This window comes from Metabacillus sp. GQ13 (genome assembly GCF_059758525.1).
In genome coordinates this window covers 51,241-66,209 of record NZ_JCAXET010000023.1, presented here as the reverse complement: position 1 = coordinate 66,209, position 14,969 = coordinate 51,241, and the positions used below count along the sequence as shown (strand labels likewise).

Sequence of the window (14,969 nt, the reverse complement as noted above, 5' to 3'; positions counted from 1 at the left end):
TTATTGCCGTTTCTCTCAGAAGCGACTTTTTAAATATAACATTTGATCATGTTTTAGTCAACATCTTTTTTAAAAACATTTAAAAATGAAGTAAACGTGAAAGCCGCTCGTTAGCGACGAATAATAATATATCATGTATTTTTAACGAGGTCAACTACTTATCATACCTTTTTCCTTTTTTTAAGACTTTAGCGTTCATTCGCATAAGTATCTCCCTTTTTTCCATTAATGCTCTTATTCTAATCATACTCGTTCTATCCTTAATCTCTAAATCCTCTTTTAATTCATTGATAGAGTTTAGCTTGTTGTACAGCAGTTCTTCTAATTCCATTCTCTCTCTTTCATCAAAAACGTAATAAATAATCATGACCACTTCCATTGGATTTTTTTCTACATTCTTTCTAATAATTTTCTTTTCTATTCATTTTCATTAAAGGCCAAGCATAGACTTGTCACAAGAGTACACTGTACGAGGGGGACAATGATGAACCAGATTCATGTTATTCATATGAAGAAAATTAAGCAACTTGCATTGATTATGTTAGCGGCATTTTTCACGGCGGGGATTTTATATGTAGAAAACGTATTGAATTATCCGGTCTTTTCGACTTCCGAGGGACCAAAAGCAATTTATAGAGGGGAAGCAAAAACAAAAGAAATAGCAATAACCTTTGATATTAGTTGGGGTGACGTAAAAGCTGAACCCATATTAGATACGTTAAAAAAGCAAAAAATCAATAATGCTACTTTTTTTCTCTCAGCGTCTTGGGCTGAAAGACATCCTGATATTGTAAAGCGGATTGTTGAAGATGGACATCAAATAGGCAGTATGGGTTACGCGTATAAAAACTACAAAGATCTAGAACAGAATGAGATTAGAAAAGATTTATCAATGGCACAGGAAGTCTTTACAAAGCTGGGTGTCAAGGACATTACATTATTACGACCTCCTAGTGGCAATTTCAATAAGGATGTTCTCTCAATCGCCCAAAAGCAAGGTTACACGGTTGTTCATTATAGTATCGATTCTGATGATTGGACAAATCCGGGAGTAGATAAGATTATTGAAAACACAACCTCAAGTGTGAAGGGTGGAGATATTGTCCTCCTCCATGCATCTGACTCAGCAAAGCAAACAAATAAGGCATTACCAGGGATTCTTAGTAAGATACAAAGCAAAGGTTTGAAAAACGTGACAGTAGGGGAACTCGTTGCAAACGCCGATGTTAAATCGTCAGAAGTAAAATAAACATAGAAAAGAGCTAGCACAATGCTAGCTCTTTTTTGCCTGAATTAGTTTTGGTAGTATCAATAATTGGTATGCATTACAAATCTGTATTGGAATGAGCATAAGGATTAGCCAATCCGACTCATTTACCCTGAGAGCTGGAAACCATTCAATTGTAGTAACGACAATCATGAAAAACAACGCAGGAATAAAAGCTTCCTTATTTGTATTTGACTTCTTTATTAATGCCACTACTACTCCGAAAACAAAAACATAGAGAGTTAGTAAAAGGTAAGAGGAAAGTGTTTCATTTCCTTTAGAAAATAGCTGATAACGAAAATAGACTAAATCAAATAAAACAAAAATAACTAATATGATTTGAGCTAAATTCCACATTGAAGCAGAGCGGAATATCCCCAAACCGAATCTATGCACAGTTAAGTAAGCAAAAAATCCCATTTGGCTAATCACACTGAAAATTAAACCAACACCAAAAAGCCAGAAAAGGACGGATAAAATTTCAGCAATATCAAAGTTAATAAACAGATTTTTATATTCTGACCACTCTAGCGCAAATCCAATAATACCTGTACTAACTCCACCTACTAGCAAAGTACTTAAAAATAAACGAACCCAATTTCGACTATTCACAAAAATATCCTCCATCATGTTACTCTAATTTGATTTTACCAATCCTTTTAGAAAAATGCCACATCATTAGTATTTTCCTCGTATAAATTCTCTGAATTAATTCAAAATATAAATAGTAAAAAGCAAACTGAAAGGAGCTTGGGATTATCATGAAACGACACTCACTCCTCTTAATTCTAGCTATGACCATGTTTAGTGTATTGATCTCTGGTTGTGCACCTAAAGAAGAAGCAGGACAAATTGATTATGAAGAAACAAAAAAGATGGTCGTTGATATATTAAAAACAGATGATGGAAAAAAGGCACTACAAGAAGTTATGAAGGATGAAGAAATGAAACAGGTTTTAATCATGGATCAGAAGTCTGTTACCGAGACGATTGAAAAAACATTAACTTCTGATAAAGGGGTGAAGTTTTGGCAAAAAGCTTTTGAAGATCCAAAATTTGTTGAAAGTTTTGCAAAAAGTCTACAAGATGAGCATGAAAAAGTAATAAAAGGCTTGATGAATGATCCTGATTATCAGAAATTGCTTATTGAGGTGTTTCAGGATCCAGAAATGCAAAAGACGATGCAAACTGCTTTGAAAAGTAAGGAATTCAGAAAACATATACAAGAGATCGTGACAGAAACGTTATCTAGTCCTTTATATAAAACGAAGATCGAAGAAACCTTATTGAAGGCTGCAGAAGAAGAAGCTAAAAAGGAAGAGGAAAAGTAAGTTAGAACCAACTTGTCTCCCTAGCTGTTACTCTTTGGCAAAGGATATTGCATAGAAACCAAAAATGATCTTCGCGCTCTTTAAACTTTAGAATTCAGCTTTAAGTATATAACGTAAAAAAGCGCTTATTAGCGCTTTTTATGCTTTAGCAGATACTACATGTAAGATCTGTTCAGCAATTGATTGATAAATTTGCCCTGTAGGATGATCTTGACCATATACAGATGGGGCAAAGTCATCTTCATTCCAATCTGGCTGTTGTAAAGGAATCTTACCAATTAGGGGTACTCGGAGTTCTTCTGCCAGTTTTTCTCCACCACCACGCCCAAAGACGTATTCTTTTTCTCCAGTTTTAGCACTCTCAAAATAAGCCATATTCTCAATAACACCAACAACTTCATGATCTGTTTGTATCGCCATTGCACCCGCTCTTGCAGCTACAAATGCTGCAGTTGGATGAGGTGTTGAGACAATTATTTCTTTACATGACGGAAGCATGGCATGGATATCTAAAGCCACGTCTCCTGTTCCAGGTGGCAAATCCAATAATATATAATCAAGGTCGCCCCACTCTACTTCATTAAAAAAGTTATTTAGCATTTTGCCAAGCATAGGTCCTCTCCAAATAACAGGTGCGTTATCCTCAACAAAGAAACCCATTGAAATAACCTTTACTCCAAATCGTTCTACTGGAACGATTTTCTCACCTCTTACAACCGGTCTTTTCGTGATTCCCATCATATCAGGAACACTGAATCCATATATGTCTGCATCAATTAATCCTACCTTCTTACCTAACCGTGCAAGTGCAACAGCAAGATTAACAGATACAGTAGATTTACCAACTCCACCTTTTCCACTAGCTATTGCTAAATAGGTTGTTTTCCCCTCTGAGGATAACAAGGAATCCGATTGGTCATTCGTTGTACCTTGATAAGCGGCAAGTGTTTCTTGTGAAAGTTCATGAAAGCGAAGACCGACAGATTCAGCACCATTTTCTTTTGCCAACGCTACAATTTGTTGCTGAAGTTGCAGTTGTTCAGCCGTATTTAATTTTGAAATTCCAATTTTAAAGCTTACATGGGATTTTTCTTCTTTTACTTTGATTTCTTCTATTGCAGTTAGCTCTTCTAACGATTTATGTAAAAAAGGATCTTTGAGTTGTCCAATAATTTTACGCAATTCTTCTTCTCGTAGCATAGTAACCACCCTTTTTGGTTTCGTTTACATAATTATATCATAATCATCATTGATACTGGGTTTATTACTCTTGAACACTCTATGTTATTTTTATTCTGGAGGGTTTTTTTCATTCGTAAAATATCTTAGTATACCGTTATAAATCGAAGCTGCTACTTTATCTTGATACTTTTCCGTAGTGAGCAGTTTTTCCTCTTGGGGATTAGAAAGAAAACCTATTTCAACGAGTGCACCTGGTTTTTCTACCTTTTTTAATAAAAAGATACCGTTGATTGGTTTTGCTTTACGAGTTGTATTCTCAAGGTTCCTACGTAACTCATCTTGAATAAACTTTGCAGCATTCTCATTTTCTATAAATTTCCCACTATAAAAGGTTTGGGCACCGCTCCACCGAGCAGAGGGAATTGCATTTAAATGAACACTTAAGAATAAATCCGCCTCAGAATCATTTATGATCTTTACTCGATTCTTTAAATCTTCAACCTTTCTCCTACTGTATCCAGACGTATCTTCATCAGCAAGGTCTTCATCCTCTTCCCTGGTTACTAACACCAGTGCTCCTTGCTCTTGTAAATAGTCTTTTAATTTTAAGGTAACACTTAAAGCGATATCCTTTTCAAGTGTAGAACTTCCTACTGCACCCCCATCCGGTCCCCCATGTCCAGGATCCAGGTAAATCACCTTACCTGTTAGAGGTAAGTTCCAAGATTCCCAAGATTTATTATCTGTAAATTGCCATTGAAAAAGGATGAATAATAATATAATACCTGCCCCAAAGCTTATCCACTTTATCCTTTTACTCATCTTATTCCCTCCTGCTCGTCCTCTCTTCAACTATATGGGACAATTAGGAGGAATATGATAACGAAATACAGATTGAAATACATTTAATTGAGTCTTAACTTATAGCGTTTTTCTCCTTTTAAATATCCCTGCTTCCACCAGGACTGAATAAAATGTTCACAACCAAAATATACCTCATCAAAAGAAATATCCTTCTTATTCATCTTCACCCAATTTACAAAGTAATCATATAAGTCATCAATTAGAACTTTTTCTTCTAAGCGACATCTTCTATTAGCTGACTGCATGGACTCACCATAATATCCAAATCGACTATACTTTGCTCCTAATAAAAAGGACTCGATTGCATAATCAATACAGCCATCCTCTATAAACACCTTATTACCCTTTTCCACAAAACCCCCAAAACAATCGTCTATTCTTCCCTTTATTTCGGGTAATGAAAGCTCCTTAAGCATTTTTCTCTCATATTTTAATTCCTTTTGATGTCTCTTTTGCTTTAATGAAATAATATCATCCATAATGTAAGCCTCCCTTTCCTTATATTGTTTAACTGGCCACTATTATCATTCGTGAAATCTCTTCCAATTTCACTGTGATGGAGGACAAGATCAAAAGCGCCCGTTTAATGACACATGAACTGTAATATCCAGTAGTGGTGATAAAAAAGATACAGGAAGAACCTTGCGACAGATATTGACTCATCGTAAGGAAAAGGGTGAACTTCACTAGGAGCTGGCTATACCAAAGAAGAAATTTTTTGATAATGACAAGACTATTAGGAAAAGGGAAACCCTAAAAACAGCAAAAGAAAAACGCACGAGACCGTACGTTTTTCCACACTCTTACTAACACTATTTTCACTGAGATAAATTAGCAACTTGTGCCGGTGACAGCGCCCCTTCATAAATGTTCAAATCATCCATTAATCCTTTGAATGGGGTATCCCACCAATTTACTCCTAAACTGAAGCTTCCATTTGTCGTAGTAAATATGTTTGGAAAGCCTGTTCCCGAAAATTTTTGAACTCCGTTAACATAGACCACAACAGAACCCTCATCAACAGTGAAAGCCAAGTGTGACCATTCTCCAGCATTGATCGTCATACCTGTGACTGCATCATACCATGTACTACTTCCTGACCAAACCATGGTGTTTCCTCCTGTTGGACCATTCGGAACAAGACTTAACCAGTTATTATTATCCTTAGCACCAAAGAAAGTCGTTGTGAAGGGAGTTAATTGTTCAGGCTTTAACCATAGTGATACAGAATATTTATTGCTAGAGATAAGACCATTCGGTAATCGAATGCCAGATTCTCCGTTAAACACCGCTGACTTACCTTTCTTACCGTCTACATAACGAATTGCACCTCCAGAATTATCGATTCTATTTCCTGTCACTTTACCTTCACCAAACTCCCCATAACTATCATCTAAGTTACCCTCAAAGGTATAGCTAGCAGCTAATCCAGCCTCTTTATATGGAAGTACAGTTATTGTAAAGGACTTCGTCTTTTTTACATCTCCTTTTACAATCGTTGCAGTAAGTGTAGCAGTTAATGGATCTGAACCTACTTCAGATCGATAAATTTCACCTGTCTTTGAAATGATATGGGAATCAGAAGTCGCCCATGAAATGTCAGTATGGCGTGTCCCTTCTGTTGGAAGAGTCAAATTAGAAATAACATTTTCGGTGTCACCTAGATTCAAGTCGTTTAAAACATCTGCTACAACATCTTTATCGGTTTTATCAAGCAGTTTACTTCCCCAGACTGATACACCTTCTTTTGAGAGTGCTGTAAAAGTCATTACATATTTTTCAGATGTTGGATCCCATTGACGAACAAATACTCCATCATACGTATTTCCATCTACAGTAATCTCTGCTTGGTTATGACTTGTCTTTTTCCAAGTACCAGAGACATCTCCTGAAATTGTATTATCCTTATTTAAACGAATGAATACAGATTTATTGATCGTTTCAGAATAATCCTTTCCTTGGTTTATAAATTTATATTCTCCAATTAGATCCTGTCTGTTAATCTTATCGATCGTTTCACCCGTATAGCGGTATGGTGCCACCACTGGCCAACCATCCTTATTCATAAACATTTGGTGGATACGAACTTCATGCATCTCACCTGTTTGTGGGAAACGAGAGTGGAATATTAAAAACTGCTGTCCTGTTTCTGGATCAAGATAAACGGAATTATGTCCAGGAGAAACATAGCCAACACCGATGCCATTCCCAGGATCTCCAACCTTTCTTTCAAATAAGAAGTTACCCATTATTTTATTACCATATGGAGAGTTATCTGTATTCTCAGGTAAAACAGCATTCTGCCCATCAGCATCTAAATAAGGACCGTCTGGACTTGTTGACCTGAACTGTCTCATGTTATAACCACCATCGGCACCTAGCCATCCATACGTTACGTATAAGTAGTAATAATCAGTATTCTTATCATAGACAACATATGGACCCTCACCAGATTTACCGAATCCACCTGCAATTTTCGTCCCAAAGTATCTATCTACAAGTCTGCCATCACTAGTGGTTCCATCTTCACCTGGATAGATCGCCTTACCTGTCGTTTTATCTATTTCAAGCATGAATATTCCACCGGACCAAGACCCGTAACTCATCCAAAGCTTCCCTTCTTCGTCATAGAACATATTTGCATCGATCGCATTTGGAAAATTGCTATTGGCAAATGAACCATTATTATTAAACCACCCAGATCTTTCACCTTTTAGAGTACCGTCATCTATAAGACTTTTAATATTTGTATTGGTCCATTTCTTATTTACCTTACTATCAGCATCGTATGCTTCATTTTGGGTAAAACCCGAATAGACAATCGTATCCTCATACATATATGGTCCCTCTATATTCTTAGATACCGCAAAACCTATAGCAGAACGTATATATGTAGAAGACGCACTATAGTACATCAAATATGCACCCTTTGAACCATCATCATTGGTATAGTCTTTATTCCAGAAAACATCTGGAGCCCATACTGCAAACCCACCCTTACTATCTGAATCATTTTCACCCGCCCACGCAAATGATCCTGCTAGGTTTTCTGACAAGTCTCCATATAGTACATTATTAGGAGACGTATATCCGTTCGTAAAACGAGTCCAATTTTTCAAATCTGTTGATTTAGCAGCCTCAATATGCGAACCAAACACGTAATACGTATCACCTTCCTTTATAATCGACGGATCGTGAACCGATACATTTTGAAAATCAGGAGCTTCCGCTTGTTCATCTTGGTGGGGCTTGTTATTATTTTGGTTAGAATGACTAACTTGCTTGCCTACCCCATTACCAAGCACTGTACCCGGTATAAGTAATGCAATAATAATAGCTAATGTAAATCTTCTAACGAAACCTTTACTCATTTTGCTATTCTCCCCTTTCTTTTTAACCATGAATTGATTATCAAGTTAAATGTAAACGTAATCATTTTAATGCATAATTAAAACAGGTCCTTCTACAATACTCCATACCAAGGAAAGTAACGTTCTCAGATACTTTTACAACCATTCCCCCTCATTGTAAGAAATAGGATCTAGCTTAAACATTAAATGGCTATTTTCGTAAAGATTGTTGTTTTTCGTAATTAGCACAATTTTTACGTATTTAGCCTGCTTCTAGCTCTTATCGTTAAATTACTCAGCCACTTTATTAAAAAGGCTTTCTAATTATACGAAAAAATCCAATGGCCTAATAAACAAACCCTATTAGATATATATTTATTAATTAATAATAAATATATTAATTAATGGTACTATCTATACAGAATATTCTCAATAGTTCAATTTCCTTATATATTATAAAAAAACAGTCCTATGCACTGATCCTCATGACACAATAATTTTAAAAAACTTGCGATCAATTAAGACATAAAAAAACTCCCAACCAAGTGGTTGAGAGCCTTTCTTTGAAAGTAAGAATTAACGTTTTGAGAACTGAGGTGCACGACGTGCGCCTTTAAGACCTGGTTTCTTACGTTCTTTCATACGTGGGTCACGAGTAAGTAGACCTGCACTCTTAAGTGTTCCACGATATTCAGGATCTGCTATTAGTAAAGCACGAGAGATACCATGACGGATAGCTCCAGCTTGACCTGTAGTTCCACCACCAGAAACGTTAACTAATACATCGTAGTTACCTACATTTTCAGTTAAGTTTAATGGTTGTTTGATATCTTCAATTAGAGCAGCTGATGGGATGTAATCTTTAATTTCACGATTATTTACAACAATACGACCTTCACCAGGAACTAGACGTACACGAGCTACTGAGCTCTTACGACGACCAGTACCGTAATATTGGACCTGTGCCAAATGAATAACCTCCTTTTTTATTAACCGCGAAGTTCGTAAACTTCAGGTTGTTGTGCTTGGTGTTGATGCTCATTACCAGCGTATACATGTAATTTCTTAGAAATCTGACGACCTAATGGACCTTTTGGAAGCATTCCTTTGATTGCTAGTTCAAGCATTTTCTCAGGATAATTCGTACGCATTTCCAAAGCAGTTCTTGATTTTAATCCACCTGGAAATTGGCTGTGACGGTAGTAGATTTTATCTGTTAATTTTTTACCTGTTAATTCGATTTTCTCAGCGTTGATGATGATCACATGATCTCCAGTGTCAACGTGTGGTGTGAATGTTGGTTTGTGTTTTCCACGTAAGATAGATGCAATTTCACTTGAAAGGCGACCTAAAGTCTGACCAGCTGCATCTACTACGTACCATTTACGTTCTATATTTCCAGCGTTTGCCATAAACGTTGTACGCATTTTTATTTCCCTCCTAGTTGATAATTATATAATGGTTCTTATTCTATTTCATAACACGATAAGATTCCGGGGCTTATTCGTGGGGTTGAAATACATACCATTAGATATGATATAACTTATATAAGCTATTGTCAAGAAGATGTTACACCTGGTTTAGTTGTCATAATGAACTTTCCATAAATATAATCCGTGGCTAGGCGCTGTTTTTCCGCTCAAACTTCTATTGCGTCCCTCAAGAATTCCAGGAATACTAGTCGGTTTTAATTTACCACGACCTACATCTAACAACGTTCCCACGATAATTCTAACCATATTATACAAAAATCCATTCCCCTTAAAGCAAAAAACAATTTCTGAAGCTTCCTCAAGAATTTCAATTGAATGAATCGTTCTAACTTTATTTTCAATTCCCGTATTTGCTACACAGAAGCTTGTAAAGTCATGTGTTCCACACAAATGGTTACATGCCTCTCTTATCGCACCCAAATCAAGAGGATATGGATAATGGTAGCTGTATTTCCGATCAAACACATCAATTATTTTTTTTCGACTAATTCGATAACGGTATTCCTTAGCCGAAGTACCATAACGTGCGTGAAAGTCTTCACCGACATAACTAGCTTCCATTAAGACAATATCCTTTGGAAGGAGGACATTGAGAGCATATGGCCACCTATCTTCTGGAAACGAAAAGTCCGTATCAAAGTGAATCACTTGCCCTACTCCATGCACTCCTGCATCTGTTCTTCCAGAGGCTTGTACTTTAATTGATTGCCCCTTATGAAGTTTTTTTAATGCCTTCTCAATCTCTCCCTGAACAGTTCGATTGTTTGGTTGAATTTGATAACCACAAAATTCTGAACCGTCATAAGATACAATTCCCTTTACTCTCATTTTCTTACTCCTATGTCCGTAAGAAAAGTAGAACGAAGCCCAAAACAACTAATAGAGATAAAACAGAGGTATCTCGATATCTCCAATGTAACTGCCTTAACTTGGTTCTCCCTTCCCCACCTTTATAACCCCTAGCTTCCATTGCCGTAGCAAGCTCCTCAGCGCGTTTAAATGCGCTTATAAAGAGAGGAACAAGCAAAGGGACAACAGCTTTTAAACGTGCCTTAATTGGCCCGCTTGCGAAGTCGACACCTCTTGCCATTTGTGCTTTTAAAATCTTATCAGTTTCCTCCATTAAGGTTGGGATAAACCTTAATGATATTGACATCATTAACGCCAGCTCGTGCACCGGTAAACCGATTTTTTTAAAAGGAGCTAATAAGCTTTCCATTCCATCTGTAATTTCAATTGGTGTCGTTGTTAAAGTTAAAATCGTTGTGATTAAAATTAAATATAAGAAACGTAATGATATAAATATTCCTTGCTTTAATCCCTCTTCATAGATACGAAAAACACCTAAATCCAATAAAATTCTCCCTTCCTTTGTGACAAACAAGTGGAGAATAAACGTAAAGAAAATAATCCATAAAACTGGTTTAAGACCGTTTAATAGGAAGCGCATTGGTAATCTTGTTAATAGAACAATAAATAAAGTAAATAGACCAAGGACTACATATGTTAGAAGATTATTTGCCAAAAAGACAATGAAGACAAATAAAAAAATCATGATTAGTTTTGAACGGGGATCCATTCTATGAATAAGCGATTGCCCAGGAACATATTTACCAATTATAATACTGTCCATCATAAAGGATCACTCACCTTCATTTGTTCCTTTATTTGACTGACGGTCTCATCTAATGTAAGTGGAATATCATCAAAGGAAAGACCTTTATCAACTAATTTACGTTGTAATTTTACGGTTTCTGGTAAGTCTAATCCAAGAGTAGCTAATTTTCTTTCTTGATTAAATACAACTCTTGGCGTTCCTTGCATTTCAATTGTTCCTTTATTCATCACAATAATTTCATCGGAGTATTTAGCCGCATCCTCCATACTGTGAGTGACTAGGATAATGGTAATTCCTTGTTCTTTATGCAATTGAGAGAATAAGTCCATAATTTCTAATTTCCCCTGTGGATCTAAACCTGCAGTTGGTTCGTCCAAAACAAGTATTTCAGGCCCCATTGCTAATACACCTGCAATTGCAACCCTACGCATTTGACCACCACTCAAATCAAATGGTGATTTTTGAAGAATTGACTCTGGTAATCCAACAATATTTAATGTCTGCCTTGCTTTTGCAATCGCATCTTCCTCGTTCACACCAAAATTCATCGGTCCAAAGGCAATGTCTTTCTCAACAGTTTCTTCAAAAAGCTGATGTTCAGGAAACTGAAATACTATCCCAACTAAACTTCGAACAATTTTTAGTTGTTTTTGTTTTTTCCCTGCCTCAATAATGTATTGTCCAATTTGAACAGAACCCTTTGTGGGTTTTATTAATCCATTTAAATGTTGAACAATTGTTGATTTACCAGAACCAGTATGTCCAATAATCGATATATACGCACCTTTTTTGACCGATAGATTTATATCATAAAGAGCTAGTCTTTCAAAGGGAGTCCGGGCCTGGTAGCGATGTTCTAAGTTTTTAATTGTAATGTCCAAAGCTCATTCACCAGACCTTCCTCTGTTAGGTGATTATGTTTAATAGGAATGCCAGCATCTCTTAACATTTTACTTAATTGAAAAGTGAAGGGTAAATCTAAGCCTATCTCAACAAGTTTCTCATCAAGTGTAAAAATTTCACTAGGTGTACCCTCTGCGAATTTTTCACCGCCATTCATCACAATAATTCTATCAGCCTTTGATGCTTCCTCTAAGTCATGTGTAATCGATATGACGGTTAACATTCCTTGATCCTTAAGATCCCTTACTGTTTGAATGACTTCACCTCTACCGAGAGGGTCTAACATCGATGTGGCCTCATCTAAAATAATGATATCTGGTTGTACAGCTATTACACCTGCAATTGCTACACGTTGCTTTTGACCCCCAGATAAATGATGGGGTTCCTGATCTAGAAAAGATTCCATTTTAACCTTTTTTGTTGCCCATTCAATCCTTTTCACCATTTCATCTCTAGGTACACCGTGATTTTCAAGTCCAAAGGCAACATCATCTTTAACAGTAGTCCCTACAAATTGGTTATCTGGGTTCTGAAATACCATACCTACATGTTTTCTAATATCCCATATTGTATGTTCAGATAATTCAATCCCACAAACCTTAACTAGTCCCTTATCAGGAATGAATAAGCCGTTTAGTATTCTAGCTAATGTAGATTTACCTGAACCGTTATGACCTACAATAGCAAGCCATTCCCCTTGATTAACCTGAAGAGATACATTGTCCAGTGCAGGCTTTGCTTCTTCATGGTAATGAAACGTTATATTTTCCACATCTATAATAGAATGACTCATTGCTTGTCTCTCCTAATCTCCCAAGTAAAAGCCAAGTAATAATAGAGGGTGATTACTACATTCATCATGATAACAAGTATGATTGTATAAAAAAAGGGCATTGATCCAGTTTTGCAACTGTCACGCCCTTGTAAAAATGTTATTAAACTAATTCAATGACTACCATTGGTGCACCGTCACCACGACGAGGTCCAAGCTTCATGATACGAGTGTATCCGCCTTGACGCTCTTCATAACGTGGAGCGATATCACTGAAAAGCTTTTCTAAAGCATATTTTGGCTTTTCTTTTTCTTTACCGTCTTCAGTTGTAACTGTAACAAGTTCAGCAACTTCGTTACGAACGTATGCAGCAGCTTGACGACGTGCATGAAGATCTCCGCGCTTTCCTAGAGTAATCATCTTTTCTGCAACAGAACGTAACTCTTTAGCTTTTGCTTCAGTTGTTTCGATACGTTCGCTGATGATTAAATCAGTAGTTAAACCACGTAGTAACGCTTTTCGTTGAGCACTAGTACGACCTAATTTTCTGTATGACATCAGATGTCCCCTCCTTCGTTGTATAATGTATGTTTTATTGTTTAGATAAACAATTCATTATTGAAACATACGAAAACGCTAGTTAAATTGCTAACTAGTCGTCTTTTCGAAGACCTAATCCTAGTTCTTCTAGTTTTGCCTTAACCTCTTCTAGAGATTTACGACCTAAATTACGAACTTTCATCATGTCCTCTTCTGTTTTGTGAGCAAGCTCTTGCACTGTATTAATTCCAGCACGTTTTAAACAGTTATAAGAACGAACAGAAAGATCTAATTCTTCAATCGTCATCTCAAGAACTTTCTCTTTTTGATCCTCTTCCTTTTCCACCATAATTTCTGCATTTTGAGCTTCATCAGTAAGCCCTACAAAAATATTTAGATGTTCAGTAAGAATCTTTGAGCCAAAAGCGATTGCTTCTTTCGGACCAGTACTTCCATCAGTCCAAACATCAAGTGTTAATTTATCATAATTAGCAACTTGACCAACGCGTGTGTTTTCAATTTGATAGGAAACACGTGCAACTGGTGTGAAGATAGAGTCAATTGGAATAACTCCAATTGGTTGATCCTCTCTTTTATTTGAATCAGCTGGAGTATAGCCTCTTCCTCTTCTAGCTGTTAGTCTCATTCTAAAACTAGAATCAGATGCAAGAGTTGCAATATGAAGGTCTGGATTTAGAATTTCTACATCACTATCATGAGTAATATCAGAAGCGGTAACACTTCCTTCACCCTGTACATCAATTTCAAGCGTCTTCTCTTCATCTGAATAGATTTTAAGAGCAAGTTTTTTAATGTTTAAGATAATCGAAGTAACATCCTCAACAACACCTTCGATCGTTGAAAACTCATGAAGTACGCCATCTATTTGGATCGATGTTACAGCGGCGCCAGGTAGTGAGGATAATAGTATACGACGTAAGGAGTTACCCAAAGTAGTACCATATCCACGCTCAAGTGGCTCGACGACGAATTTACCATATTTGGCATCATCGTTGATTTCAACCGTTTCGATTTTTGGTTTTTCAATTTCTATCATCTATAAACCCTCCTTCAAAACGTCGAAACCCCGGCTAGACTAATCATTTCTATAAAATGTCTAACCGAAATTCCCCATTCAAAAGTTCCCGAATGTGCACAACAACATAGTGATTCTGTTAGAACTTATTAACTGTATCATAACCCATTATAGACAGGGATACAAAATCTATACAGAAAAATTACACGCGACGACGTTTTGGTGGACGACATCCATTATGTGGAACTGGTGTAACATCTCTAATAGCCGTTACTTCTAGTCCAGCAGCTTGAAGTGAACGAATTGCAGCTTCACGTCCTGCACCTGGTCCTTTAACAGTAACTTCTAGTGTCTTCAACCCATGCTCCATAGATGTTTTAGCAGCTGTTTCAGCAGCCATTTGTGCAGCGAAAGGAGTAGATTTACGAGAACCTCTAAAACCTAACGCACCAGCACTTGACCATGAAATTGCATTACCATGAGTGTCTGTAATTGTAACAATCGTGTTATTGAAAGTCGAACGAATATGAGCAATACCACTCTCAATATTCTTTTTCACACGACGTTTACGAGTGTTCGTTTTACGTGCCATTATTGGTTAACCTCCTTTTA

At 36.7% G+C, this 14,969-nt stretch carries 17 protein-coding genes; 2 read left to right on the top strand and 15 right to left on the bottom strand.

What is annotated here, in order from left to right:
• Positions 1-154 precede the first annotated feature (154 nt).
• A complete protein-coding gene (locus AC6CHR_RS22510) occupies positions 155-379 on the bottom strand; it encodes a hypothetical protein (protein ID WP_498251302.1) in 225 nt (74 codons plus the stop codon).
• 105 nt (positions 380-484) lie between these two features.
• Between AC6CHR_RS22510 and pdaB the strand changes: the two genes are divergently transcribed.
• Complete coding sequence (pdaB, locus tag AC6CHR_RS22505; RefSeq protein WP_498251301.1) at positions 485-1,249, top strand: polysaccharide deacetylase family sporulation protein PdaB; 765 nt, start codon at positions 485-487, stop codon at positions 1,247-1,249.
• A gap of 24 nt (positions 1,250-1,273) precedes the next feature.
• Here pdaB and AC6CHR_RS22500 read toward each other — a convergent pair whose 3' ends face one another.
• On the bottom strand, positions 1,274-1,879 hold the full coding sequence (locus tag AC6CHR_RS22500; RefSeq protein ID WP_498251300.1) for a KinB-signaling pathway activation protein: 606 nt from the start codon (positions 1,877-1,879) through the stop codon (positions 1,274-1,276).
• Between the two features lie 149 nt (positions 1,880-2,028).
• On the opposite strand from AC6CHR_RS22500, the gene gerD reads away from it, so the two are divergent.
• Positions 2,029-2,598: a spore germination lipoprotein GerD gene (gerD, locus tag AC6CHR_RS22495; protein WP_498251299.1), complete on the top strand. Its 570-nt coding sequence runs from the start codon at positions 2,029-2,031 to the stop codon at positions 2,596-2,598.
• A gap of 138 nt (positions 2,599-2,736) precedes the next feature.
• Here the strand turns inward: gerD and salA are convergent, their stop codons facing one another.
• From salA to rpsK, 13 genes are all read right to left on the bottom strand, one after another.
• Positions 2,737-3,798 (bottom strand): iron-sulfur carrier protein/transcriptional regulator SalA, encoded by a 1,062-nt coding sequence (gene salA, locus AC6CHR_RS22490; protein WP_498251298.1) that lies wholly within the window; start codon positions 3,796-3,798, stop codon positions 2,737-2,739.
• Between the two features lie 90 nt (positions 3,799-3,888).
• Positions 3,889-4,602, bottom strand: coding sequence for an N-acetylmuramoyl-L-alanine amidase CwlD (cwlD, locus tag AC6CHR_RS22485; RefSeq protein WP_498251297.1), 714 nt, complete (start codon positions 4,600-4,602; stop codon positions 3,889-3,891).
• Between the two features lie 83 nt (positions 4,603-4,685).
• On the bottom strand, positions 4,686-5,123 hold the full coding sequence (locus AC6CHR_RS22480) for a DUF2521 family protein (protein WP_498251296.1): 438 nt from the start codon (positions 5,121-5,123) through the stop codon (positions 4,686-4,688).
• Between the two features lie 339 nt (positions 5,124-5,462).
• The gene (locus AC6CHR_RS22475) at positions 5,463-8,015 is read right to left on the bottom strand and encodes a LamG-like jellyroll fold domain-containing protein (RefSeq protein ID WP_498251295.1); all 2,553 of its coding nucleotides are present in this window, start codon (positions 8,013-8,015) and stop codon (positions 5,463-5,465) included.
• Positions 8,016-8,570: 555 nt separating this feature from the next.
• Positions 8,571-8,963, bottom strand: coding sequence for a 30S ribosomal protein S9 (gene rpsI / locus AC6CHR_RS22470; protein WP_498251294.1), 393 nt, complete (start codon positions 8,961-8,963; stop codon positions 8,571-8,573).
• 20 nt (positions 8,964-8,983) lie between these two features.
• Positions 8,984-9,421 (bottom strand): 50S ribosomal protein L13, encoded by a 438-nt coding sequence (gene rplM, locus AC6CHR_RS22465; protein ID WP_498251293.1) that lies wholly within the window; start codon positions 9,419-9,421, stop codon positions 8,984-8,986.
• A 153-nt stretch (positions 9,422-9,574) separates the two neighbouring features.
• Positions 9,575-10,315, bottom strand: coding sequence for a tRNA pseudouridine(38-40) synthase TruA (gene truA, locus AC6CHR_RS22460; protein WP_498251292.1), 741 nt, complete (start codon positions 10,313-10,315; stop codon positions 9,575-9,577).
• A 10-nt stretch (positions 10,316-10,325) separates the two neighbouring features.
• Entirely contained in the window at positions 10,326-11,123 is a 798-nt protein-coding gene (locus AC6CHR_RS22455; RefSeq protein WP_498251291.1) for an energy-coupling factor transporter transmembrane component T family protein, read from the bottom strand.
• Complete coding sequence (locus AC6CHR_RS22450) at positions 11,120-11,986, bottom strand: energy-coupling factor ABC transporter ATP-binding protein (protein WP_498251290.1); 867 nt, start codon at positions 11,984-11,986, stop codon at positions 11,120-11,122. The genes AC6CHR_RS22455 and AC6CHR_RS22450 overlap by 4 nt, the downstream gene beginning before the upstream one ends.
• Entirely contained in the window at positions 11,962-12,801 is an 840-nt protein-coding gene (locus AC6CHR_RS22445; protein ID WP_498251289.1) for an energy-coupling factor ABC transporter ATP-binding protein, read from the bottom strand. The genes AC6CHR_RS22450 and AC6CHR_RS22445 overlap by 25 nt, the downstream gene beginning before the upstream one ends.
• 142 nt (positions 12,802-12,943) lie before the next feature.
• The gene (gene rplQ / locus AC6CHR_RS22440; RefSeq protein ID WP_498251288.1) at positions 12,944-13,339 is read right to left on the bottom strand and encodes a 50S ribosomal protein L17; all 396 of its coding nucleotides are present in this window, start codon (positions 13,337-13,339) and stop codon (positions 12,944-12,946) included.
• A 94-nt stretch (positions 13,340-13,433) separates the two neighbouring features.
• Positions 13,434-14,378, bottom strand: a complete 945-nt coding sequence (locus AC6CHR_RS22435; protein WP_498251287.1) for a DNA-directed RNA polymerase subunit alpha — start codon at positions 14,376-14,378, stop codon at positions 13,434-13,436.
• A 181-nt stretch (positions 14,379-14,559) separates the two neighbouring features.
• Positions 14,560-14,949, bottom strand: coding sequence for a 30S ribosomal protein S11 (gene rpsK, locus AC6CHR_RS22430; protein ID WP_498251286.1), 390 nt, complete (start codon positions 14,947-14,949; stop codon positions 14,560-14,562).
• Positions 14,950-14,969: the final 20 nt, after the last annotated feature.